Source organism: Leyella stercorea, from assembly GCF_019052365.1.
Classification (GTDB): Bacteria; Bacteroidota; Bacteroidia; order Bacteroidales; family Bacteroidaceae; genus Prevotella.
In genome coordinates this window covers 1-22,096 of record NZ_JAHQUY010000042.1, presented here as the reverse complement: position 1 = coordinate 22,096, position 22,096 = coordinate 1, and the positions used below count along the sequence as shown (strand labels likewise).

Sequence of the window (22,096 nt, the reverse complement as noted above, 5' to 3'; positions counted from 1 at the left end):
TTCAAAAGTTTCTTGTTTCGCCACATTTTTATTAATTTCGCAAACCAAAGAACAAACCTCATAGCTTTTATAACACAAATTAAATACAATACAGAAAATGGAATTACAAGGTAAAGTAATCGCTGTGCTGCCCGAAAAAACAGGTACTAACGCACGTGGCGAATGGAAAGTTCAAGAATACGTGGTAGAGACACACGACCAGTATCCACGCAAGATGGTGTTCAGCGTGTTCGGTGCCGACCGCATCAGCCGTTTCAACATACAGTTAGGTCAGGAAGTGACCGTTTCTTTCGACATCGACGCTCACGAGTATCAGGGCCGTTGGTTCAATAGCATCCGTGCTTTCGACGTTCGCCAAGTAGACCCTGCAACAGTTGGCGCAGCTCAGGCTGGCATCGTTCCGGGCGCAGTGTTCGGCGCAGCTCCAGCTCCCCAGCCCGCAGCAGCTCCCCAGCCCGCAGCTCCGGCTCCAGAGGCTGATCCGGTTAACGACCTGCCGTTCTAAGACGCAGAACGCAGCGCAAGGTTCAATACCAGACGGGAAAAGAATAATAGCAAAGACATTGCCGCATTATGGCAGAGTCTTTGCTATTATTCTTTTATTTATTTTGTACGTTTGCTTTATTTTACTAAATTTGCACAAATCAACATCATTCGTGGGTTCGACGCAGACAAGCAAATGGAGCCAGGCGCAAACCAATCAGCAGGTTTGGCGCAAGCCAATCGGCAGGCTCTGCAAAGCACGAATCCTTCCTTTTTTTCAACTAAAGCAAACAAACGAAACAAATGGACATAAAGAAAAGACTGCAAGACATATACAAATTTCTGACCGTAGGAATATGGAGCGTCGGCAAGGACGATGTGTCTTCCATGCGTTTCCTGTTCTACAGCATACTGAAAAAGTTGCTGCTCGCCATCGAGTTCACCACCACAAAGCGCATAACGAGTGCGGCGGCAGCCCTCACCTACTCTACGCTGCTCGCCATCGTGCCCATCTTCGCCGTGGTGTTCGGCATAGCGCGCGGCTTCGGCTTCAACAAGTATATCGAGCTGTGGTTCAGAGACTCGTTCTCCAGCCAGCCGCAGGTGGCGGAGATAATCATCGGCTTCGTCAACTCCTACCTCGTACACACCAAGAGCGGACTCTTCCTCGGCATCGGTTTGCTGTTCATGCTCTTCACCGTGATGATGCTTATCAGCAACATCGAGCGCACGTTCAACGACATCTGGCAGGTGAAGAAGCCGCGCAGCGTGTTCCGCACCATCACCGACTACACGTCGATGCTTCTGCTTGTGCCGATAGTGATAGTTATCACGTCGGGTATAAGCATCTTCTTCGCCACTATCTTCAAGGAGATTGAGGACACGATGGTTATCGGTTCGCTGGCGCAGTTCTTCCTGCAGCTCATGCCCTACGCCATCATGTCGGGCGTGTTCATTGCGCTCTACCTCTTCATGCCCAACACAAAGGTGAAGGTGGGTTGCGCTATTGTGCCCGGCATACTCGCCGGTGTAGCCATGCAGGGTCTGCAGCTCTTCTACATCAACTCGCAGATCTGGGTGAGCAGCTACAACGCCATCTACGGTTCGTTTGCCGCTCTGCCGCTGTTCATGCTCTGGGTGCAGATATCGTGGCTGATATGCCTGTTCGGTGCGGAGCTGTGCTACGCCAATCAGAACATGGACGACTACGCCTTCAAGGCTAAGACCGAAGACCTCAGCCACCGCTACAAGACGCTGCTTTGCCTCGTCATATCGAGCCGCATCTGCCACCGCTTCAGCGAGGGCGGCAAGCCCTACTCGGCGCTGAAGCTGAAGCTCGACACGGGCATACCTATCCGCATCGTGAACGACCTGCTCTACGAGCTTGTGCAGATAGGCGTGCTCACCGAGATACCGGGCGGCGACAAGGACGGCGAGTCGCTCTATCAGCCTGCCGAATGTCTGTCGCGCCTGAGCGTGGGCACACTGATCGACCGCTTGGAGGCGCACGGCAAGTGGTCGCTCACGATTGACGTGAAGCGACTCTCGTCGGAGGCATGGAAGAACATCATTGCCGAGCGCAACGCGTATCTGAACAGCCAGCGCGAAGTGCTGCTGAAAGACTTGTAAAAAACAACACAGAGCGTAGGTTGGGAGCGACACTTTCACGCTCCTTTTCCTATCGTTTAGTCATCGGACGGCGAACGCCATCCAATCAGATTCCGTCCGCCGCCCGATCGGATTGCGAACGCCGTCCAATCAGATTCCGAACGCCGCCCGATCGGATTGCGAACGCTATACGGCGGCAATGGCTCACGAATTGGTGCTGCGGAGGCCGGAGACCTCCGCTACGAGAGAGGGTATCGTACGCAATATGACACAAAAAAAGGAGGCCACAGACCTCCTTTTTTTTATAAATTCCTAAAGCGTTTACCTCATTATTAACCGAAACGTTTACTTCACTACAACCTTCAATGTAGTGCCGTTGCTGAGCTTCACAATGTTCAGGCCCTTCTGCTCGCCGTTGATACGCTGACCTGCTGCATTGTAGCGTGCCACCTCTACTGCGTTCTCGTCGGCGTCAAGAGTCTGGATTGAAGTAGCCTCAGAGAGGCTCAGACCGATTGAATTCTCAATGCGGTTGTCGAGAACATCCTTACGGTTATACTTGTTCACGAGAGCCACCAACTTGATGTCTTCCTTCTTCCATGTGTCGTCAACCTCCCACTCGAAGGTCTGAGAGAAGCTGTTGCCATTCCATGTAATCGGTTCGCCCCACGAGGTGTTGTACTGGCGTATCACGTGCTGGTGTACGAAGTTACTGCCACCGCCCGCCTGACTCTTGGCTGCTATGTTGTCCTCAGTCATATACAGAGTGAGGCGTGCGCTCTCCTTGTCAAACACATTGTTCGACTCGCCGCTGACGGTTATCTTATACAGATTGTTGCCCTCATCGTAAGCCACCTTCATGTTGAGCTTCACGTCGGCATCGGTCGAATTGAGATAATACTGTGCCAAAAGCTCAATGTCGTCTGCGCTGCCCGGGATAGTGACATTGTCCATCTCGCCCGATGCGTAGGCCGACTTGAAGTCGGGCTCGCGGTTGAACATCATTGCAGGAGCATATGTCGAGCCGGCGTCGTTGAAGAGATAGGTAAGATCCTCGTCGCAAGGCTGCGTGAGCCAGTCGGTGTAGAAAGCGGCATGGTGACATACAGCATATACGCGACTGAGGTCGGCTTTCTCGAGATATTTGTGCAGATAACCTGCCACGCGCGGACAGTTAGGACACTTCTCTGTCGTGAACTCCTCGATGCAGAGGTTGCGTGCGAAACGTGTAGAAGAAACGTTCAGCTTGCCCTTTGCGACGCGGTCGGTATTTTCGTTATTGTTGCCGTCCACCTTTGTCACCTCTACCGTCACATCCTTCACGCCTTCAGTGGCGCCACAAGGCACGTCAGCCATGAAGTAACCCGACTTGCCGCGAGCTATGCCTCCGTCAACAACCGCTGTGCGTTCTGCGCCAGCAACGCCGTCTACCGTAACTACGTAGCCGATCTTACTGATGTCGTACGCCGAATAGTTGTCTACCTTGACGTTAGCCACAGCCGTGCCGCCTACCATACCTCTTACGGTCTTGAACGAATAAGGCTTAACGCTGTAGTCGGGGAATTCGCCCTCTACAAGCACCTGTATACTCATGCTCTTTCCGCCGGCTGTGAACTGGAGCCACGAATAGTCTGTGCCGTTCTTCGAGCACCAGAACCATATTGGTGTGCTGCCGTCGCCTTCTGCTACTGCCGAGAACGGATACGAGTGGTCTTCGTCGTCGCCATACTGTGTGTATTCGAAGCCAGCCACCAGTTCTTCGCCCGCCTTGATGGTGTAAGGCTTGGGGAATGTCTCCTCGTTCCAGCCTGTTACGCCGTTCTGAACGTATGTGTATGTAAGCACCTGGTCAGGATAACCGTCCTTTATCTGCGAAAGGAACACGGACGACTGACCGATGTCAGCGCAGAGTCCGAAGCGGATGCCTACAATCTTCATGCCGATATAAGGCTTCAGAATCGATTCAGTAAGGTAGATGGCAACCTTGTTCTCGCCAGGATATGAAGGGACACCCATACCGTAATCGGCAAGCGCATCGGATGAGTAATAGCCCACCCAGCGCTGGTTGCTTGCTATCTTCCTCGGCGCCTTGCTCACAGCCCCGCTGTGCTTCACCATTATGGGGTTGCACTCTACAACCCTATATTTCTCTTGCTGTTGTTGTACGCTCGCCTGTGCGCTTGCGGTCAATGCCAAAGCGAAGGCTACGATGGAAAGTAAAAATCTTCTCATAGCGTCTGGTTTTGTGGTTTGTATTGCGGTTTGTATAAAAATATGCCCAAGAACGTGCCGTGCGTTTTGCCAAGGCGTCTTTTCTGCGTCAAAGATAGTTATAATTTCAATACGAACAAACATTTTGACACATTATTTTTTATTTTAGTCGCATTTTGCACACATCCAAACCGTTTTTCTTACTTTCACCTCAAAACCCATACATTATTATATAGCTATCCGTAGCGGCAAGACGTATTAAAATTTTTACTTTTTTAACCTTCTTACCACTTCACTTTCAATGGCAAATTTTTGTTTTTAATTTTTCGCGAGCTATGAGCGGTCAAAACCTGCAAATATCGTCCGGACTAAAAGTATGCCAGATATTGAAGCCAAACTTTTATGAACGTTCAACAGTTATGATACAGCAAAAAAGTGTGCAAAGAGAATAAAAACGAAGACAAAGACTTGCCGTTTCAAATAATAAAGTATAACTTTACACAAGAAAATAAACTATTGAATATGGCATATACACTCAGCGACAAATTAGATTGGATCATGATCTTCATACTTGAGTTCGGACGAAAGCACGGACTTACTATGAAGCAAGCGTTCAACTACCTCAATCGTTACCAAGGAATGGCTTTCTTGGACAAGCATTACGACTATGTCCATACACAATCATTCACATCAATGGTTGAAGACATCACCGAGTATTGTCATAGAAAGGGAGGAGGACTGCAATGAAACTATATCACGGAACATGTACCGATTTTGAACGTATAGATATTACCCAATCCAAACCCAACAAAGATTTTGGACGCGGTTTCTATCTTTCTGCCGATTACGAACAAGCCAAGAATATGGCTCAAATCAAGTTCGAACAAATGGAGACTGGAACACCGCAAGTTCAAGAATACTCCATAGACGAGAATGAAATGCAAAACCTTAAATGTTTAGTTTTTGATGACTACACAGAAGAATGGGCAAAGTTTATTCTGCTAAACAGAAAAAACGCCTCACCTAACCCTGCGCACAATTACGACATAGTAATAGGACCGATAGCCAACGACCGAGTGGGTGTACAGCTTTGGAAATACGAAAGCCAGCTCATAGACCTGCCAACATTGGTCAAGAGATTAAAATACATGAAAGGAATCACTATCCAGTATTTCTTCGGAACAGAGCGTGCTATACAATTATTGAAAAGATTATGAACGAAATAAATGAAATGAAGTCAGATATGGTTAAAAACTTAGCCATTCTGCTAATGGAACAGAACAAGAATATGAAGATGAACGAAGCTCTCGCCCTCATTTTCAATTCCGAAACCTACCAAAAGGTGATGAACGAAAAAGCAGGACTCTATTACCAAAGCCCAAGATACGTATTCTCGTTCTTAGACTACGAAATAAAAAACGGGAAAATTGGGTAGAATTACAGTAATCTGCAACCCCATGAAAACCAACAACATACAGAACAAAACCACACTTTTATGAACGTTCAACAGCTACAAAACCACACTTTTATGAACGTTCAACAGCTATAAAACCACACTTTTATGAACGTTCAATGGAATAAATTGTCCGTAGCGGAGGTCTCCGGCCTCCGCAGCACCAATCCCAAAACAATTCATTAATAAAGTATTCATTGCTTGCTGCGGAGGCCAGAGACCTCCGCTACGGATGGTTAAAGCTTAGGATGCTCTACCCAATCTCCACAACCTCAAGCCTATCGCCCTCGACACGAAAGCGCACATCGCGGCGTGCGAACTCCATGCCGTACACCTTTGTGGGGTTGTCGTGATACTGCGGACGGGGGTCGAGCGCGAGCACTTTCTTGAGCGACGCAAGCTCTTCGGCTGTGAACTCTGAAGCCAAACTATCGGGGAAGACAACGTGCAGACGGCGCGCGGCTGTGGCATCGACAAAGCCGCTACGGGCGTCGGGATGCGAGTCGGCATAAGTGACGTAAGGCTTTATGTCGTAGATAGGTGTGCCGTTCATGAGGTCGGCACCGAGAACATGAATGAGCGGTCCGTCGGCTGCATCGTAGTCGATGCGGTCGATGCGCACGGAAGAAAGCCCCAAGCGGTTGGGACGGAAGGGCGAACGCGTAGCAAAGACACCCACCTTAGTGTTGCCGCCAAGACGCGGCGGACGCACGACGGGGCTTGTTGCCTCGTGCCTGTTGGCAGAGAACTCCCACACGAGCCACAGATAGTCGAAGTCCTCCATGCCGCGCAGAGCGTCGGCGTTGCGATACTTCGGCACGAACTCTATCGTTCCGTGTAGCGTGTCGGCAAGTCCGCTCTGCTTGGGTATGCCGAACTTAGTGGCAAAGGGCGAACGAAAAAAAGCTATCGGTTCTATTTCCATTGATTTCGGTTTTTTATAATAGCATGGAAGGAAGGGCAATGCACCTTGTGGCTGCGATATCATTACAACCTTGAGGCTGCGTGGGTATGGCAGGATACCATACCCTCCTACACAAATGTCAACACATCACCACCTCACCATCTCAACACCTCACCATCTCAATTCACCGTGATGTGGAAGCATCCCTGCTTCACCTCGTACTTCACGAGGCATCGCTTCTGCTCGCGCATATCGCGCAACACCTCAGAGAGCACCCACTTCAGCGAGTCGTTGCGCACCTGTCGGCGGCGCGGTCCGTCGGGGTCCTCCACGGTGTGGTAGCGGTTGTAGCAGATGTCGAACGTAGTGCCGTAGAGATGGCACGAGTTCTCGGTGGCGTTAGAGTTGCGGCGACGCAACTTCTCCACGTCCGCTTTGCTGCGCAACACCGACGTAACGATCACCTTATGCAGCGGAATCTGCTTGGTCTGCAAGCTGTCGAAGAAGCTACGGCCTATGTCCTGAAGCAATATGGCGGCACGCGGCACGAGATAAGGTATGCTGCTGCGCATACGACTGTCGATGTGGTAGAACGGATTGCTGCCCACGTACACCAGTTCCGACTTGCGGTGCTCGGCATCGGCACGGTCAACAACCGCCTTCACGCCGTAGCGCGCGGCAGCCACGAGCTGCACATCGTTCTGATCGGGGAACGTGTTGCCGAAGTGAGGCACGCTGTATATGCGGTTCTTCACGGGAGTGCCGTCGGCAGCGAAGAAGCGCGACGGGCGACCCAATGGCTTGGGCGCTGCCGCGGGCACGCTCGCCACCTCCTTTCGGGAGATGGCAGCCGACTGTGCAGCCAGTTCTGTTCGGAGCGAGTCGGAGGCAGCCAAGCTGTCGGCAACGACTGCGCTGTCGGCCTGACTTACATACTTTTCTGCTGGCGCAAACGCCAGTTCGGGATTGGTGCAGCGCAGCATGGCGAGCAAAACAACAGCCACGCCGAACGCCTGCGTATATCTTTTAGGAGAAATTTTCATCATAATGGATGCAAATTTAGACAAAATCGAGGACAATACAAAACATGTGCTCTTGTTTTTATTGTTGTTTGTTTTGTATTGTCTTGTATTTTCATTAACTTTGCATCCAAAATAGTAGACTGAATATTTTGATAGAAAGACATATCATATTAGAGGATATCGACCCCGTAGTATTCTACGGTGTGGGCAACGGGCATCTGCAGATAATAAAGTCGCTCTACCCGAAGCTGCGCATAGTGGCACGCGACAACGTGATACGCGTGCTGGGCGACGAAGAAGAGATGGCTGCCTTCGAGGAGAATGTGGAGAAGATGCGCCGACATGTGCTGAAGTTCAACAACATCAACGACGAGGACATTCTCGACATCATCAAGGGCAAGCAGACAAAGGCCGACAGCGTGAAGGGCGTCATCGTGTACAACATTTCGGGAAAGCCGATAAAGTGCAAGAGCGAGAACCAGCAGCAGTTGGTGGACGCATACGAGAAGAACGACATGATTTTCGCCACCGGCCCCGCCGGAACGGGAAAGACATACCTCAGCATAGCTCTGGCAGTGCGCGCACTGAAAGAGAAGACCATACGCAAGATAATACTCTCGCGTCCGGCTGTGGAGGCTGGCGAGAAGCTCGGCTTCCTGCCAGGCGACATGAAGGACAAGATAGACCCGTACCTACAGCCGCTCTACGACGCGCTCGAAGACATGCTGCCCGCCGTGAAGCTGCAGGACATGATGGAGAAGAACGTAATACAGATTGCTCCGCTCGCCTTCATGCGAGGACGCACACTCAGCGACGCTGTGGTGATACTCGACGAGGCGCAGAACACTACACCGGCACAGATACGAATGTTCCTCACACGAATGGGATGGAACACGAAGATGATTATCACCGGCGACATGACGCAGATAGACCTGCCGCGCGGACAGAAGAGCGGACTCACCGAGGCGCTCGACATACTGAAGGACGTGGAGGGCATCGGCTTCGTACAACTCGGACAGAAAGACATCGTAAGACATAAGCTTGTGACGCGCATCGTGAATGCTTACGACGCTCACGACGCTCACGAAAAAACTCAAAATTAAAAAACAGTTATGAAAGCACTTACAAAGACCGATTTTCATTTCGAAGGTCAGAAAAACGTGTATCACGGAAAAGTTCGCGACGTGTATGACATCAACGACGACGTGATTGTAATGGTAGCAACAGACAGAATCTCTGCGTTTGACGTTATCCTGCCGAAGGGTATTCCGTTCAAAGGACAGGTTCTGAACCAGATTGCAGCCAAGTTCCTTGATGCCACTACAGACATCTGCCCCAACTGGAAGCTCGCCACACCAGACCCGATGGTAACAGTAGGTTTGAAATGCGAGGGTTTCCGCGTTGAAATGATCATCCGCTCTATCCTTACAGGCTCGGCATGGCGCGCATACAAAGACGGATGCCGCGAACTCTGCGGCGTGAAGCTGCCGGAGGGTATGAAGGAGAATCAGCGTTTCCCGGAGCCTATCATCACTCCGACAACTAAGGCAGACGAGGGACACGACCTCAACATCTCTAAGGAGGAAATCATCGCTCAGGGCATCGTAAGTGCTGAGGACTATGCTGTAATGGAGGACTACACACGCCGCATCTTCCAGCGCGGTCAGGAGATGGCTGCTCAGCGCGGACTGATCCTCGTAGACACAAAGTACGAGTTCGGCAAGCGCGACGGCAAGGTATATCTCATCGACGAGATTCACACTCCCGACTCATCACGCTACTTCTACGCTGACGGATACGAGGAGAAGTTTGAGAAGGGCCTGCCGCAGAAGCAGCTCTCTAAGGAGTTCGTACGCCAGTGGCTCATCGAACACAACTTCATGAACGAACCCGGACAGACAATGCCCGAAATCACCGACGAATATGCAGAGAGCGTGAGCGAGCGCTACATCGAACTCTACGAGCATATCACAGGCGAGAAGTTCGACAAGAACGTAGAAGAGGGCGACATCGCAGCACGCATCGAGAAGAACGTGGCTGACTACCTCGCTACACGCAAGTAGCAACGCATAACGGGTGCAGAATATCTGATGTCGGGAAACAAATTCCTGCGACATCTGATATTCTACACCCTACATTATTATATATACATATATGAGAAACCGCACCTAATAGGGTCACGGAAAGAACAAAGAAAACAAATAAAGACAATGGTTTACAGACAGGAAAAGATAAAGCCCTACAACGACAAAGAGGAGAAGGGCGCGCAGGTGGAACAGATGTTCGACAACATCGCACACTCGTATGACAAGCTCAACCACCGCCTGTCGTGGAACATTGACAAGCTGTGGCGAAAGAGAGCTCTCAACCGACTGAAGCCTTACAAGCCGCAAAGCATTCTCGACATCGCTACTGGCACGGGCGACTTCGCCATACAGGCGGCACAGACGCTGCAGCCGAAGCAAGTGACCGGCACCGACATCAGCGAGGGAATGATGAATGTGGGCAGACAGAAGGTGAAGGCGCTGAAGCTCGACAGCGTGATATCGTTCGCCAAGGAAGACTGCATGGCGCTCTCGTTCGAAGACAACACGTTCGACGCCGTAACTGCGGCGTTCGGCATTCGTAACTTCCAGAACCTCGACCAGGGACTGCGCGAGATGTGCCGCGTGCTGAAACCGGGCGGACATCTCTGCATCGTAGAACTGACATCGCCTGTGATGTTCCCGATGAAGCAACTGTTCAAGGTCTACTCGCACACGGTGCTGCCCATATACGGACGTCTCATCTCGGGCGACAGAGTGGCTTACTCGTACCTCACGGCTACTATCGAGGCGTTCCCGCAAGGCGAACGAATGGTGGGGATACTGAAGGCAGCGGGCTTCGCCGAAGCTACATTCAAGCGATTGACGCTCGGCATCTGCACGCTATATCTCGCTACAAAATAGAGATATCTCAACACCTCAACCCATCAACATCTCACCCCATCACCCATCACCCCATCAACACCTCAACATCTCAACATCAACATTCACACTATGGACAAGTACGGTTTAATCGGTTTCCCACTGGGACATTCCTTCTCCATCAGCTACTTCAACGAGAAGTTCGCAAACGAAGGCATCAAAGCGCGCTACATAAACTATGAGATTCCGCAGATAGAAGACTTGAAGGAGATTCTCGCTTCAAACCCGGAGCTGCGCGGACTCAACGTGACTATCCCATACAAGCAGCAGGTGATACCCTACCTCGACGAGCTTAGTCCGGAAGCACGCGCCATAGGTGCTGTCAACGTGATACGCGTGACGCACAAAAACAAGAACGTGATACTGAAGGGATTCAACAGCGACGTAATCGGTTTCACACGTAGCATCGAGACAATGCTCGAACCTTGCCATAAGAAAGCACTCATACTCGGCACGGGTGGCGCATCGCTCGCCATCAACTACGGACTCAAGTCGCTCGGACTCGAGACGCTGTTCGTGAGCCGCACGAAGAAGCCTGGCTGCATAACATACCAGGAGGTGACGCCGGAACTGATAAAGGAGTACAACGTCATCGTCAACTGCACTCCGCTGGGCATGTACCCGAAAGCTGACACCTGCCCCGACCTGCCGTACGAGGCTATGGACTGCCACACCATACTCTACGACCTCATCTACAATCCGGACGAGACGCTGTTCATGAAGAAGGGCGCACGCTATGGCGCCAACACCAAGAACGGACTGGAGATGCTGCTGTTGCAGGCTTTCGCAAGCTGGGACTTCTGGCACAGCGACAAATAAAGACACCCTACCTTATTATATTGTATTGCCGCAGGATTATATTATATATTGCCATCTGATTATATTATATATTGCCGCAGACAACAACTCAAAACTCAGAAATCAAAAATAAAAACTCATAATATGGACACATCTAACAGATACATGATGCGCGGCGTAAGCGCAGCTAAAGAAGACGTACACAACGCCATCAAGAACATCGACAAGGGTCTCTATCCGCAGGCTTTCTGCAAAATAATCCCCGATATCCTCGGCGGCGACCCCGAATACTGCAACATCATGCACGCCGACGGTGCTGGCACCAAGTCGTCGCTCGCCTACATGTACTGGAAGGAAACCGGCGACCTCAGCGTATGGAAAGGCGTGGCTCAGGACGCTATCGTGATGAACACCGACGACCTGCTCTGCGTGGGCGCCGTTGACAACATCCTCGTTTCAAGCACTATCGGACGCAACAAAATGGTTATCCCGGGTGAGGTTATCTCGGCTGTTATCAACGGCACAGACGAACTGCTCGAGGATCTGCGCAAGATGGGCGTAGGCGTTTACGCTACCGGCGGTGAGACAGCCGACGTTGGCGACCTCGTGCGCACTATCATCGTCGACTCTACAGTTACCTGCCGCATGAAGCGCAGCGACGTAATCGACAACGCTAACATCCGTCCGGGCGACGTTATCGTGGGTCTGGCTTCATTCGGTCAGGCTACATACGAGAAGCAGTACAACGGCGGTATGGGTTCTAACGGACTCACCAGCGCACGCCACGACGTGTTCTCAAAGTACCTCGCAGAGAAGTATCCGGAAAGCTACGACCACGCTGTGCCTGAAGAACTCGTATACAGCGGTGGCTGCCGTCTGGACGACAAGGTGGAAGGCGCACCTGTAACAGCCGGACAGCTTGTTCTCTCACCGACACGTACATACGCTCCGGTTATCAAGCGCCTGCTCGACGAGCTGCGTCCAGAAATACACGGTATGGTTCACTGCACCGGCGGCGCACAGACAAAGGTGCTGCACTTCGTTGGCGAGAACTGCCGCGTAATCAAGGATAACATGTTCCCAATTCCGCCGTTGTTCCGCCTCATTCAGGAGCAGAGCCACACCGACTGGAAGGAGATGTACAAGGTATTCAACATGGGTCACCGCATGGAGATTTACGTACGTCCGGAGGTTGCAGAGAAGGTTATCGCTATCAGCAAGAGCTTCAACATCGACGCACAGATCGTAGGACGCATCGAAGAGGGCAAACGCTCACTCCTCATTAAGTCTGAATACGGAGAGTTCGAGTATTAATAAGATGGTGAGGTGGTGAGATGGTGAGATGGTGACATATCTCAACATCACAACACCTCAACATTACAAACCTCACCACCTCAACATCACAACATCTCACCCCACACCCCACACCATAACAACATTAAATTTGACAAATGGCAGAAAACAATAACATATTAGAAAAACTCGACGGACTTGAGGCACGCTATGAGGAAGTATCAACCCTCATCACCGACCCTTCTGTAATCGCCGACCAACAGCGCTACGTGAAACTGACAAAGGAGTACAAGGATCTTGAAGACATTATGAAGCTCCGTCAGAAGTATATCAATTGTCTTAACGGCATCGCTGAGGCAAAGGATATCATCATGAACGAGCAGGATGCGGAGATGAAAGAGATGGCGCGTGAGGAACTCGCCGTAAACGAAGAGCTCCAGCCAAAACTTGAGGAAGAAATAAAGATTGCTCTTGTGCCGAAGGACCCCGAGGACGCAAAGAACGTACAGATGGAGATTCGCGCCGGTACCGGTGGCGACGAGGCTTGTCTCTTTGCCGGCGAGATTTTCATGATGTACAAGAAATACTGCGAGTCGAAAGGCTGGACAGTGTCTGTAACAAGCGAGAGCGAAGGCGCTGTCGGCGGCTTCAAGGAAATCTGCTTCGCTGTAAGCGGCGACAACGTATACGGCACATTGAAGTATGAGTCGGGCGTTCACCGCGTACAGCGTGTGCCTGTTACCGAATCAAACGGACGCATGCAGACTTCTGCTGCTACCGTAGCCGTTCTTCCTGAGGCAGACCCGTTCGAGGTTAATATCAACGAGGGCGAAATCAAGTGGGATACATTCCGTTCTTCAGGTGCTGGCGGACAGAACGTGAACAAGGTGGAGTCGGGTGTGCGTGCCCGCTATATGTGGAAGAACCCGAACACCGGAGAGGTTGAGGAAATCCTCATCGAGTGTACCGAGACCCGCGACCAGCCTAAGAACAAGGAAAGAGCTCTTGCACGTCTGCGTACATATATATATGATAAGGAGCACCAGAAGTATGTCGACGACATTGCAAACCGCCGCAAGACTCTCGTCTCTACCGGCGACCGCTCGGCAAAGATTCGTACATACAACTTCCCGCAGGGCCGTGTAACCGACCATCGCATCGGCATGACCGTATACGACCTTCCCGGCTTCATGGGCGGCAACATCCAGCAGATGATCGACGCACTCACCGTAGCTGAGAATGCGGAGAAGATGAAGGAGAACGAATTGTAATCGGTTGCAACCAAAAGCAATTATATCTATTTTTTAGCATCAGTTTATAAAACTTATTGTATAATCAATTTGTAAAACCAATCGTTATGAACAGATCAGAATTAGTAAGCCAGATAAAGACAAAGCGCTCGTTCCTCTGTGTAGGTCTTGACACCGACTTGAAGAAGGTGCCGCAGCATATCCTCAACGAGGAAGACCCGATCTTCGCCTTCAACAAGGCAATCATCGACGCAACAGCCCCCTACTGCGTTTCTTACAAGCCAAACCTCGCTTTCTACGAGGCATTCGGCGTGAAGGGTCTCATCTCTTTCGAGAAGACAATCAAGTATCTGAAGGAGAACTACCCCAACCACTTCATCGTGGCTGACGCAAAGCGCGGCGACATCGGCAACACAAGCGCAATGTACGCTCGCACATTCTTCGACGAGTACGACGTAGACTCGCTCACCGTGGCTCCGTACATGGGCGAAGACAGCGTTACGCCGTTCCTCGGCTACAAGGACAAGTGGGTTATCCTGCTCGCTCTCACCAGCAACAAGGGCAGCCACGACTTCCAGCTCACAGAAGACAAGAACGGTGAGCGTCTGTTCGAGAAAGTGCTGCGCACATCTCAGCAGTGGGGCGACAAGGAGAACATGATGTACGTTGTCGGAGCTACACAGGGCCGCATGTTCGAGGATATCCGCAAGATAGTTCCCGACCACTTCCTGCTCGTTCCTGGCGTTGGTGCTCAGGGCGGTTCGCTTGAGGAAGTATGCAAGTACGGCATGAACGCCGACTGCGGACTTCTCGTCAACAGCTCTCGCGGAATCATCTACGCTTCTAATGGCGAAGACTTCGCAACCGTTGCTGCAGAGAAGGCAAAGGAACTGCAGATGCAGATGGACGCTGAGCTGAAAAAATACGGCATTTAAAGCCTCACATCGGGCTTTTTTCGTAAAAACTGACGTATTTTCAGACAAAATTGATAAATATGTATTGTTAAAAAGCATAATGTAAATTAATTTTCTTACATTTGCAACATCTATAGACAACTATCATCTATATATTTGCAAGAATAACATAGAAAAAACAGAAATGGAATTTACAGCAGAACAGATAGCGAGCGTGATTGGCGGTCGCGTAGAAGGCAACAAAGATGCGAAAATCAACACCTTCTCAAAGATAGAAGAAGGTGTAGAAGGCGCCATCTCATTCCTTTCAAACCCGAAATACACCCACTACATCTACGACACCAAGTCGTCGGTAGTGATTGTCAACAACGATGTAGAGCTTGAGCACCCCGTTCAAGCCACACTCATACGTGTTGACAACGCATACGAGTGTATTGCCAAGCTGCTCCAAATCTATGAAGCAAGCAAGCCGAAGAAGACTGGCGTTGCTCCGCAGGCATACGTTTCGCCGACTGCAAAGCTCGGCAAGGACTGCTATGTGGGTCCGTTTGCATGCATCGGCGACAACGCCGTTGTAGGCGACAACTGCCAGATCTATCCTCACGCCGTAATCGGCGACAACGTGAAGATGGGCGACAACTGCCTCATCTACCCTAACACGACCATCTATCAGGGCTGTAAGCTCGGCAACAACGTAACTCTTCACGCTGGCAGCGTAATCGGTTCTGACGGATTCGGCTTTGCTCCTAACGCAGAAGGCTACGACAAGATACCGCAGATTGGCATCGTGACCATCGAGGACAATGTTGAGATCGGCGCTAACACCTGTGTAGACCGTTCGACAATGGGTTCTACCTTCATCCGCAAGGGCGTTAAGCTCGACAACCTCGTGCAGGTTGCCCACAACGTGGAGATTGGCGAGAACACCGTGATGTCGGCTCAGGTAGGCATTGCAGGCAGCACAAAGGTAGGTTCATGGTGTATGTTCGGCGGCCAGGTAGGCTTGGCAGGCCACATCACAATCGGCGACCGCACCCTTCTCGGAGCACAGTCGGGTGTACCGGGCAACTTGAAAGGCAACGAAGAACTCATCGGCACACCGCCGATGCCACTGCGCCAGTACTTCAAGTCGCAGGCTATCTTCCGTCGTCTGCCTGATATGTACAAGGACTTGAACGACCTGAAAAAAGAGATGGAGTCGCTCAAGAACAACGATAAATAAACAACAAACAATATAATAATGTCAAAACAAAAGACACTTAAAGGCAGTTTCTCTTTGTGCGGCAAAGGCCTGCACACCGGTTTGAGTCTCACCGTGACATTCAACCCTGCCCCTGAGAACACTGGCTATAAAATACAGCGCATCGACCTCGACGGTATGCCTACAATTCAGGCAATCGCTGAGAACGTAATTGACACACAACGTGGCACCGTTTTGGGTAAAGGCGATATGCGCGTGTCTACCATTGAGCACGGTATGGCTGCCCTCTACGCTATGGGCATCGACAACTGTCTCATCCAGGTGAACGGCCCCGAGTTCCCTATCCTCGACGGTAGTGCAGCTCTGTACGTTGACAAGATCAACGAGGTGGGCATTGAGGAGCAGAACGCTCCTAAGGACTGGTATATCATCCGCCACAAGATTGAGGTGAAGGACGAGGAGACCGGTTCTTGCATCACCATCCTCCCCGACGAGGAGTTCTCGCTCACAGCAATGTGCTCGTTCAACTCCAAATTCGTCAGCTCACAGTTTGCCACACTCGACCGCATCGACAAGTTCGGCACCGACATCGCTCCGGCACGTACATTCGTATTCGTACGCGACATCGAGCCACTGTTGAAGGCCAACCTCATCAAGGGCGGCGACCTCGACAACGCCATCGTCATCTACGAGATGCAGACCACACAGGAGCGTCTCGACTCGCTTGCAGACATGATTCACGTAGAGCGTCGCGACGCTACTGAGCTTGGCTACATACAGCACAAGCCGCTTGTTTGGGACAACGAGTGCACACGCCACAAGTTGCTCGACGTAATCGGCGACATGGCTCTCATCGGCAAGCCTATCAAGGGCCGCATCATCGCCACACGCCCCGGTCACACCATTAACAACAAGTTTGCACGTCTCATGCGCCGCGAGATTCGCAAGCACGAGATTCAGGCACCGATATACGACCCGAACGAGGAACCGCTGATGGACAACATCCGCATCCGCGAGCTTCTCCCCCATCGCTATCCTATGCAGCTTGTTGACAAGGTGATAAGCCTCGGCGCCACAAGCATCGTAGGCGTGAAGAACGTCACAGCCAACGAGCCGTTCTTCGTAGGCCACTTCCCGCAGGAACCTGTCATGCCGGGCGTGCTTCAGATTGAGGCGATGGCTCAGTGCGGCGGTCTGCTGGTGCTCAACACTCTCGAAGAGCCTGAGCGCTGGTCTACTTACTTCATGAAGATAGACGACGTGAAGTTCCGCCAGAAGGTTGTTCCGGGCGACACACTTCTCTTCAAGGTCGACCTGCTTGCGCCGTTGCGCCATGGCATCTCGTCAATGAAGGGCTACGTGTTCGTAGGCGACCACGTCGTTTCGGAGGCTACATTCACAGCACAGATTGTAAAGAACAAGTAAACAGTAAAGAAGATGTGTCAAAAGGGAGTCTGCCACGTGTAACTTCATTTTGGCACATCTCCATAAAATATAATCAAGATGAATCAAATCAGTCCTTTAGCATACGTACATCCCGAAGCAAAGCTTGGCGATAACAACATCATCGGCCCGTTCTGCTACATCGACCGTAATGTAGAAATCGGCGACAACAACGTAATGCAGAACAGTGTAACCATCCATGTAGGTGCACGCATCGGCAGCAACAACGAGTTCTTCCCCGGCGCAAGCATCTCTACAAAGCCGCAAGACCTCAAGTTCCGTGGCGAGGAGACAACCTGCGTTGTCGGCGACAACAACTCTATCCGCGAGAACGTAACAATCTCGCGCGGTACAGCGTCGAAAGGCAAGACCGTTATCGGCTCCAACAACCTTCTGATGGAGAACATGCACGTAGGACACGATTGCGTGCTCGGTAGCGGACTGATTATCGGCAACTCTACAAAGCTTGCCGGCGAGGTAGTCATCGACGACAACGCCATCCTCTCTGGTTGCGTTCTCGTTCACCAGTTCTGCCACATCGGCGGCTACGTAATGGTGCAGGGCGGTTCGCGCTCTCCGATGGACATTCCTCCGTACATCATTGCCGGTCGCGACCCGCTGAAGTATTGCGGTCTGAACATCGTAGGTCTGCGCCGCCGCGGATTCAGCAAGGAGCAGATCGACCTCATCCACAACACCTACCGCCTGCTCTACAACACTGGCACACTGAAGGAAGGCATCGAGGAGGTACGCAAGACATTGCCTATGACAAAGGAAGTGGAATACATCCTCAACTTCGTAGAGACTTCACAGCGCGGAATCATCCGATAGACATCATCAAAAAAACACTACTGTTTTCAAGAAATAGAGATAATAGAGACAATAGAGACAATGCAGCTTACAAGATACTGCGTTGCCGCTATTGTCTCTTTTTTTGTTTCCGTATATTATATGGCAAAAACACTGATAGTAATACTCGGTCCGACGGGCGTAGGCAAGACAGAACTGTGCCTGCAAGTGGCCGAGCACCTCAACATACCAATCATCAACGCCGACTCCCGACAGATATTCGAGGAGATACCCATAGGCACCGCCGCACCCACCGCCGCACAGCGCGCCCGAGTGCCTCACTACTTCGTTGGCACCCACCACATCGGCGACTACTATAGTGCGTCGATGTACGAGAGTGATGTGATGCAGCTGCTCACCGCCGACCTCTTCGAGCGCTACGACAGGGCGCTGCTCACGGGCGGCTCGATGATGTACATCGACGCCGTGTGCAACGGCATCGACGACATACCCACCGTCGACGACGAGACGCGCGAATGGATGAAGCAGCGACTTGCCGACGAGGGACTTGAGCGACTCGTTGCCGAACTGAAGCTGCTCGACCCCGAGCACTGGGCGATTGTCGACCGCAACAACCCACGCCGCGTAGTGCATGCACTCGAGATATGCCACTGCACCGGCCAGACCTACACCTCGTTTCGCAAGAGCGAACGCAAGGAGCGCCCGTTCAACATCATAAAGATTGGCTTGACCCGACCACGCGACGTGCTCTACGACCGCATCAACGCGCGCGTTCTCGACATGATTGACGCCGGACTCGAGCAGGAGGCGCTTGCCGTATACCCGCAGCGCTCGGAGAACGCCCTGAACACCGTGGGCTACAAGGAGATGTTCGAGTATCTCGACGGACTCACCACCCTCGACGAGTGCATCTTCAAGATACAGAGCAACAGTCGCCGCTACTGCCGCAAGCAGCAGACATGGTTCAAGCGCGACGCTTCTATCCACTGGTTCTGCCCCGATAACATTAAAGAAATCATAAATTTCATTGATACAAGTCTCGTAGGTTAAGCAAAATATGTACTTTTGCATATTCATAACTATAAATCAATTAATAAACCGGCGGCATGTCATCGGCATGCGGCAACTTGAAAAATAACAATAAGATGAAAAAAGTAAAGCTGATTCTCACCTGGTGTCTGCAGAAGGCACGCACTTTCTGCCATTGGTACCGCAACCTCTACCGAGGCCGCAAATGGTACGCCAAGACACTCATAGGCATAGCTTCGTGCATCGTTGCCTTCTTCCTCTACCTCGGAGCTGTCGACATCAACCTCCTGTGGCTCTTCGGCAAGTCGCCGGGCTTCATCGCCATCAAGGATGCCGTAACCAGTGAGGCGTCGGAGATATACAGCGACGACGGTGTGCTCATCGGCAAATACTTCAACGAGAACCGCACACCGGTGAAGTTCGAGGACGTGAACCCCGTCTTCTGGAAGGCTCTCATCGCTACCGAGGACGAGCGCTTCTACAGCCATCACGGCATCGACTACAAAGGTCTTGCCAGCGCTGTGAAGGACGCTGTGGTGCATCACGACGCACGCGGCGCCTCTACCATCACGCAGCAGCTTGCCAAGAACATGTTCCGCATGCGCACCAACTACTCTACCGGTCTGCTCGGCATGATTCCAGGTGTGCGCATGCTCATCGTCAAGTCGAAGGAGTGGATCATAGCCACCAAGCTCGAGATGACGCACAACAAGAACGAGATTCTCACCATGTACGCCAACACCGTCGACTTCGGTAGCAACGCCTTCGGCATCAAGACCGCAGCGAAGACCTACTTCAACTGCTCGCCGAAGGATCTCACCGTTGAGCAGGCGGCTGTGCTCGTGGGCATGCTGAAGGCCACAACCTACTACAACCCGCTTACCAACCCCGAGAACTCGCTGCGCCGCCGCAACGTTGTGCTCAGCAACATGGTACGCCACGGCGACATGACACACGCCGACTACGACTCTATCTCCAAGATAGACATCAAGCTCAACTACAGCGTTGAGAGCAACTACGACGGCACGGCGCTCTACTTCCGCGAGGCTGTTGCCGACGAGCTGCGCACATGGTGCCGCGACAACGACTACGATCTCTACACCTCCGGTCTGAAGATATACACCACCATCGACTCGCGTATGCAGAAATACGCCGAGGAGGCTGCCATAAAGCAGATGAAGCAGGTGCAGCGCAACTTCAACAACCACTGGGGTAATCAAGACCCGTGGCAGGACGAGAATCACAACGTCATCCCGGGCTTCATCGAGGGCATAGCCAAGCGCCAGCCCGTATACAAGTATCTGCTTACACGCTTCCCGAACAACCCCGACTCCATCGAGTACTACCTCAACCGCCCGCACAAGGTGAAGCTCTTCGACTACGAGCACGGCACAATAGAGAAGGAGATGTCTACAATGGACTCTATCCGCTACATGGTTCACTTCATGCACTGCTCGTTCGTGGCTATGGAGCCGCAGACCGGCGCCGTGAAGGCATGGGTGGGCGACATCGACTTCAAGTCGTGGAAGTACGACAAGGTGACGGCAATGCGCCAGCCGGGCTCTACGTTCAAGCTCTTCGTCTACACCGAGGCTATGAATCAGGGACTCACGCCGTGCGACAAGCGTCGCGACGAATACTTCTCTATGCAGGTGTTCGACAAGAAGCATAACGAGGAGGTGACCTGGGCGCCTACCAACGCCAACGGCTACTTCACCGGCGACTCTATACCGCTGAAGGCTGCCTTCGCACGAAGCATCAACTCTATCGCCGTGCGCCTCGGACAGGAGATGGGCATCACGCGCATCGCCGAGACGGCGCATAAGATGGGCATCGAGAGTCCGCTCGACGAGACTCCGGCGCTCGCCCTCGGTTCGAGCGACATCAACCTGCTCGAGCTTGCCAACGCCTATAGCACCGTAGCCAACGACGGCAAGTACGTGAAGCGCGTTCTCGTTACGCGCATCGTCGACCGCAACGGCAAGGAGGTATACCGTGCGCCGATGAACGAGGAGCAGGTGATACCTTATAAGAGTGCGTTCCTCATGCAGCAGCTCCTCATGGGCGGCACAAGCGAACCGGGCGGCACATCAATGAGCCTCAACGGATATGTGGGCAAATTCCGCGACACCGACTGGGGCGGCAAGACCGGTACATCCAACAACCACTCCGACGCATGGTTCATGGGCGTCAGCCCGAAGCTCGTCGTAGGCGCATGGGTAGGCGGCGAATACCGCTGCATCCACTTCCGCACCGGCGCTCTCGGACAGGGTTCGCGCACCGCTCTACCTATCTGCGGACTCTTCATCGAGTCTGTGCTTAACGACCCTGCGTTCGCCAAGTATCGCGTGAAGTTCGGCAAGCCGAAGGATGCCGACATCACCTCGTCGATGTACAACTGCCAGAGCTACTACACTCGCGAGAAGACTGACTCTTCACACTCCGACAGCATACATGTTGAGGAGGAGATAGTGCTCGACGAGAATGGCGCACCAATAGAACACCACAAAGCTACCGAACCTGCAAAGGAAGGTTCGTCAGAACAGCCCAGCACACACAAGCGCCCTAAGGAGGAAGCCGTCAACTTCGACGACCTCTAATCCATATCAATATATTGCTGTCCGGTAAAACTATAAAGGACACAAAAGTTATAAAAATATTATTGCTGTCCGCTAAAACTTTTCATACAAAATAAATTAGGGCTGACACTT

At 51.9% G+C, this 22,096-nt stretch carries 20 protein-coding genes; 17 read left to right on the top strand and 3 right to left on the bottom strand.

Annotated features, from left to right (window positions below):
* The first annotated feature begins 97 nt into the window (after positions 1–97).
* Together KTQ90_RS08545 and KTQ90_RS08540 are read left to right on the top strand one after the other, a co-directional pair.
* Positions 98–505, top strand: a complete 408-nt coding sequence (locus tag KTQ90_RS08545; protein WP_217318068.1) for a DUF3127 domain-containing protein — start codon at positions 98–100, stop codon at positions 503–505.
* A 281-nt stretch (positions 506–786) separates the two neighbouring features.
* On the top strand, positions 787–2,112 hold the full coding sequence (locus tag KTQ90_RS08540; RefSeq protein ID WP_217318067.1) for a YihY/virulence factor BrkB family protein: 1,326 nt from the start codon (positions 787–789) through the stop codon (positions 2,110–2,112).
* A 324-nt stretch (positions 2,113–2,436) separates the two neighbouring features.
* Here KTQ90_RS08540 and KTQ90_RS08535 read toward each other — a convergent pair whose 3' ends face one another.
* Positions 2,437–4,323 carry an Omp28-related outer membrane protein gene (locus tag KTQ90_RS08535; RefSeq protein WP_217318066.1) on the bottom strand — a complete coding sequence of 629 codons (1,887 nt, stop codon included), beginning with the start codon at positions 4,321–4,323 and terminating at the stop codon, positions 2,437–2,439.
* Between the two features lie 501 nt (positions 4,324–4,824).
* Here KTQ90_RS08535 and KTQ90_RS08530 point away from each other — a divergent pair.
* The 3 genes from KTQ90_RS08530 to KTQ90_RS08520 are packed head-to-tail and all read left to right on the top strand — an operon-like array spanning position 4,825 to position 5,737.
* On the top strand, positions 4,825–5,049 hold the full coding sequence (locus tag KTQ90_RS08530; protein WP_217318064.1) for a DUF3791 domain-containing protein: 225 nt from the start codon (positions 4,825–4,827) through the stop codon (positions 5,047–5,049).
* Positions 5,046–5,519, top strand: a complete 474-nt coding sequence (locus tag KTQ90_RS08525) for a DUF3990 domain-containing protein (protein ID WP_217318063.1) — start codon at positions 5,046–5,048, stop codon at positions 5,517–5,519. Before KTQ90_RS08530 ends, KTQ90_RS08525 begins: the two co-directional genes overlap by 4 nt.
* Positions 5,516–5,737, top strand: coding sequence for a hypothetical protein (locus tag KTQ90_RS08520; protein WP_217318062.1), 222 nt, complete (start codon positions 5,516–5,518; stop codon positions 5,735–5,737). The genes KTQ90_RS08525 and KTQ90_RS08520 overlap by 4 nt, the downstream gene beginning before the upstream one ends.
* 271 nt (positions 5,738–6,008) lie before the next feature.
* Here KTQ90_RS08520 and tsaA read toward each other — a convergent pair whose 3' ends face one another.
* Together tsaA and KTQ90_RS08510 are read right to left on the bottom strand one after the other, a co-directional pair.
* Entirely contained in the window at positions 6,009–6,680 is a 672-nt protein-coding gene (gene tsaA, locus KTQ90_RS08515; protein WP_217318060.1) for a tRNA (N6-threonylcarbamoyladenosine(37)-N6)-methyltransferase TrmO, read from the bottom strand.
* Between the two features lie 158 nt (positions 6,681–6,838).
* Positions 6,839–7,705, bottom strand: a complete 867-nt coding sequence (locus KTQ90_RS08510) for a DUF5715 family protein (protein WP_407936613.1) — start codon at positions 7,703–7,705, stop codon at positions 6,839–6,841.
* A 125-nt stretch (positions 7,706–7,830) separates the two neighbouring features.
* Here KTQ90_RS08510 and KTQ90_RS08505 point away from each other — a divergent pair, with 125 nt between their 5' ends.
* The 12 genes from KTQ90_RS08505 to KTQ90_RS08450 all read left to right on the top strand — a co-directional run bounded on the left by KTQ90_RS08505 (position 7,831) and on the right by KTQ90_RS08450 (position 21,985).
* Positions 7,831–8,784 carry a PhoH family protein gene (locus KTQ90_RS08505; RefSeq protein WP_217318059.1) on the top strand — a complete coding sequence of 318 codons (954 nt, stop codon included), beginning with the start codon at positions 7,831–7,833 and terminating at the stop codon, positions 8,782–8,784.
* Between the two features lie 9 nt (positions 8,785–8,793).
* Positions 8,794–9,744, top strand: a complete 951-nt coding sequence (locus KTQ90_RS08500) for a phosphoribosylaminoimidazolesuccinocarboxamide synthase (protein ID WP_022158130.1) — start codon at positions 8,794–8,796, stop codon at positions 9,742–9,744.
* Between the two features lie 147 nt (positions 9,745–9,891).
* The gene (gene ubiE / locus KTQ90_RS08495; protein WP_217318058.1) at positions 9,892–10,629 is read left to right on the top strand and encodes a bifunctional demethylmenaquinone methyltransferase/2-methoxy-6-polyprenyl-1,4-benzoquinol methylase UbiE; all 738 of its coding nucleotides are present in this window, start codon (positions 9,892–9,894) and stop codon (positions 10,627–10,629) included.
* 90 nt (positions 10,630–10,719) lie between these two features.
* Positions 10,720–11,466: a shikimate dehydrogenase family protein gene (locus tag KTQ90_RS08490; protein WP_217318057.1), complete on the top strand. Its 747-nt coding sequence runs from the start codon at positions 10,720–10,722 to the stop codon at positions 11,464–11,466.
* Between the two features lie 144 nt (positions 11,467–11,610).
* On the top strand, positions 11,611–12,759 hold the full coding sequence (locus KTQ90_RS08485; RefSeq protein WP_217318074.1) for an AIR synthase-related protein: 1,149 nt from the start codon (positions 11,611–11,613) through the stop codon (positions 12,757–12,759).
* A 137-nt stretch (positions 12,760–12,896) separates the two neighbouring features.
* The gene (gene prfA, locus KTQ90_RS08480; RefSeq protein WP_217318056.1) at positions 12,897–14,009 is read left to right on the top strand and encodes a peptide chain release factor 1; all 1,113 of its coding nucleotides are present in this window, start codon (positions 12,897–12,899) and stop codon (positions 14,007–14,009) included.
* 86 nt (positions 14,010–14,095) lie between these two features.
* A complete protein-coding gene (gene pyrF, locus KTQ90_RS08475) occupies positions 14,096–14,923 on the top strand; it encodes an orotidine-5'-phosphate decarboxylase (RefSeq protein WP_217318055.1) in 828 nt (275 codons plus the stop codon).
* Positions 14,924–15,086: 163 nt separating this feature from the next.
* Entirely contained in the window at positions 15,087–16,124 is a 1,038-nt protein-coding gene (gene lpxD, locus KTQ90_RS08470; protein ID WP_217318053.1) for a UDP-3-O-(3-hydroxymyristoyl)glucosamine N-acyltransferase, read from the top strand.
* A gap of 18 nt (positions 16,125–16,142) precedes the next feature.
* Positions 16,143–17,528, top strand: a complete 1,386-nt coding sequence (locus tag KTQ90_RS08465) for a bifunctional UDP-3-O-[3-hydroxymyristoyl] N-acetylglucosamine deacetylase/3-hydroxyacyl-ACP dehydratase (protein WP_022158137.1) — start codon at positions 16,143–16,145, stop codon at positions 17,526–17,528.
* A gap of 78 nt (positions 17,529–17,606) precedes the next feature.
* A complete protein-coding gene (lpxA, locus tag KTQ90_RS08460) occupies positions 17,607–18,377 on the top strand; it encodes an acyl-ACP--UDP-N-acetylglucosamine O-acyltransferase (protein WP_217318052.1) in 771 nt (256 codons plus the stop codon).
* 120 nt (positions 18,378–18,497) lie between these two features.
* Positions 18,498–19,406 (top strand): tRNA (adenosine(37)-N6)-dimethylallyltransferase MiaA, encoded by a 909-nt coding sequence (gene miaA, locus KTQ90_RS08455; RefSeq protein ID WP_217318050.1) that lies wholly within the window; start codon positions 18,498–18,500, stop codon positions 19,404–19,406.
* Between the two features lie 95 nt (positions 19,407–19,501).
* On the top strand, positions 19,502–21,985 hold the full coding sequence (locus KTQ90_RS08450) for a transglycosylase domain-containing protein (protein WP_217318049.1): 2,484 nt from the start codon (positions 19,502–19,504) through the stop codon (positions 21,983–21,985).
* The last annotated feature ends 111 nt before the right edge of the window (positions 21,986–22,096 follow it).

Excerpts from the sequence above, each read along its gene's own strand:
- KTQ90_RS08545 (WP_217318068.1), top strand. The coding sequence starts at position 98 with ATGGAATTACAAGGTAAAGTAATCGCTGTGCTGCCCGAAAAAACAGGT.
- KTQ90_RS08540 (WP_217318067.1), top strand. The coding sequence starts at position 787 with ATGGACATAAAGAAAAGACTGCAAGACATATACAAATTTCTGACCGTA.
- KTQ90_RS08535 (WP_217318066.1), bottom strand. The coding sequence starts at position 4,323 with ATGAGAAGATTTTTACTTTCCATCGTAGCCTTCGCTTTGGCATTGACC.
- KTQ90_RS08530 (WP_217318064.1), top strand. The coding sequence starts at position 4,825 with ATGGCATATACACTCAGCGACAAATTAGATTGGATCATGATCTTCATA.
- KTQ90_RS08525 (WP_217318063.1), top strand. The coding sequence starts at position 5,046 with ATGAAACTATATCACGGAACATGTACCGATTTTGAACGTATAGATATT.
- KTQ90_RS08520 (WP_217318062.1), top strand. The coding sequence starts at position 5,516 with ATGAACGAAATAAATGAAATGAAGTCAGATATGGTTAAAAACTTAGCC.
- tsaA (WP_217318060.1), bottom strand. The coding sequence starts at position 6,680 with ATGGAAATAGAACCGATAGCTTTTTTTCGTTCGCCCTTTGCCACTAAG.
- KTQ90_RS08510 (WP_407936613.1), bottom strand. The coding sequence starts at position 7,705 with ATGATGAAAATTTCTCCTAAAAGATATACGCAGGCGTTCGGCGTGGCT.
- KTQ90_RS08500 (WP_022158130.1), top strand. The coding sequence starts at position 8,794 with ATGAAAGCACTTACAAAGACCGATTTTCATTTCGAAGGTCAGAAAAAC.
- ubiE (WP_217318058.1), top strand. The coding sequence starts at position 9,892 with ATGGTTTACAGACAGGAAAAGATAAAGCCCTACAACGACAAAGAGGAG.
- KTQ90_RS08490 (WP_217318057.1), top strand. The coding sequence starts at position 10,720 with ATGGACAAGTACGGTTTAATCGGTTTCCCACTGGGACATTCCTTCTCC.
- KTQ90_RS08485 (WP_217318074.1), top strand. The coding sequence starts at position 11,611 with ATGATGCGCGGCGTAAGCGCAGCTAAAGAAGACGTACACAACGCCATC.
- prfA (WP_217318056.1), top strand. The coding sequence starts at position 12,897 with ATGGCAGAAAACAATAACATATTAGAAAAACTCGACGGACTTGAGGCA.
- pyrF (WP_217318055.1), top strand. The coding sequence starts at position 14,096 with ATGAACAGATCAGAATTAGTAAGCCAGATAAAGACAAAGCGCTCGTTC.
- lpxD (WP_217318053.1), top strand. The coding sequence starts at position 15,087 with ATGGAATTTACAGCAGAACAGATAGCGAGCGTGATTGGCGGTCGCGTA.
- KTQ90_RS08465 (WP_022158137.1), top strand. The coding sequence starts at position 16,143 with ATGTCAAAACAAAAGACACTTAAAGGCAGTTTCTCTTTGTGCGGCAAA.
- lpxA (WP_217318052.1), top strand. The coding sequence starts at position 17,607 with ATGAATCAAATCAGTCCTTTAGCATACGTACATCCCGAAGCAAAGCTT.
- miaA (WP_217318050.1), top strand. The coding sequence starts at position 18,498 with ATGGCAAAAACACTGATAGTAATACTCGGTCCGACGGGCGTAGGCAAG.
- KTQ90_RS08450 (WP_217318049.1), top strand. The coding sequence starts at position 19,502 with ATGAAAAAAGTAAAGCTGATTCTCACCTGGTGTCTGCAGAAGGCACGC.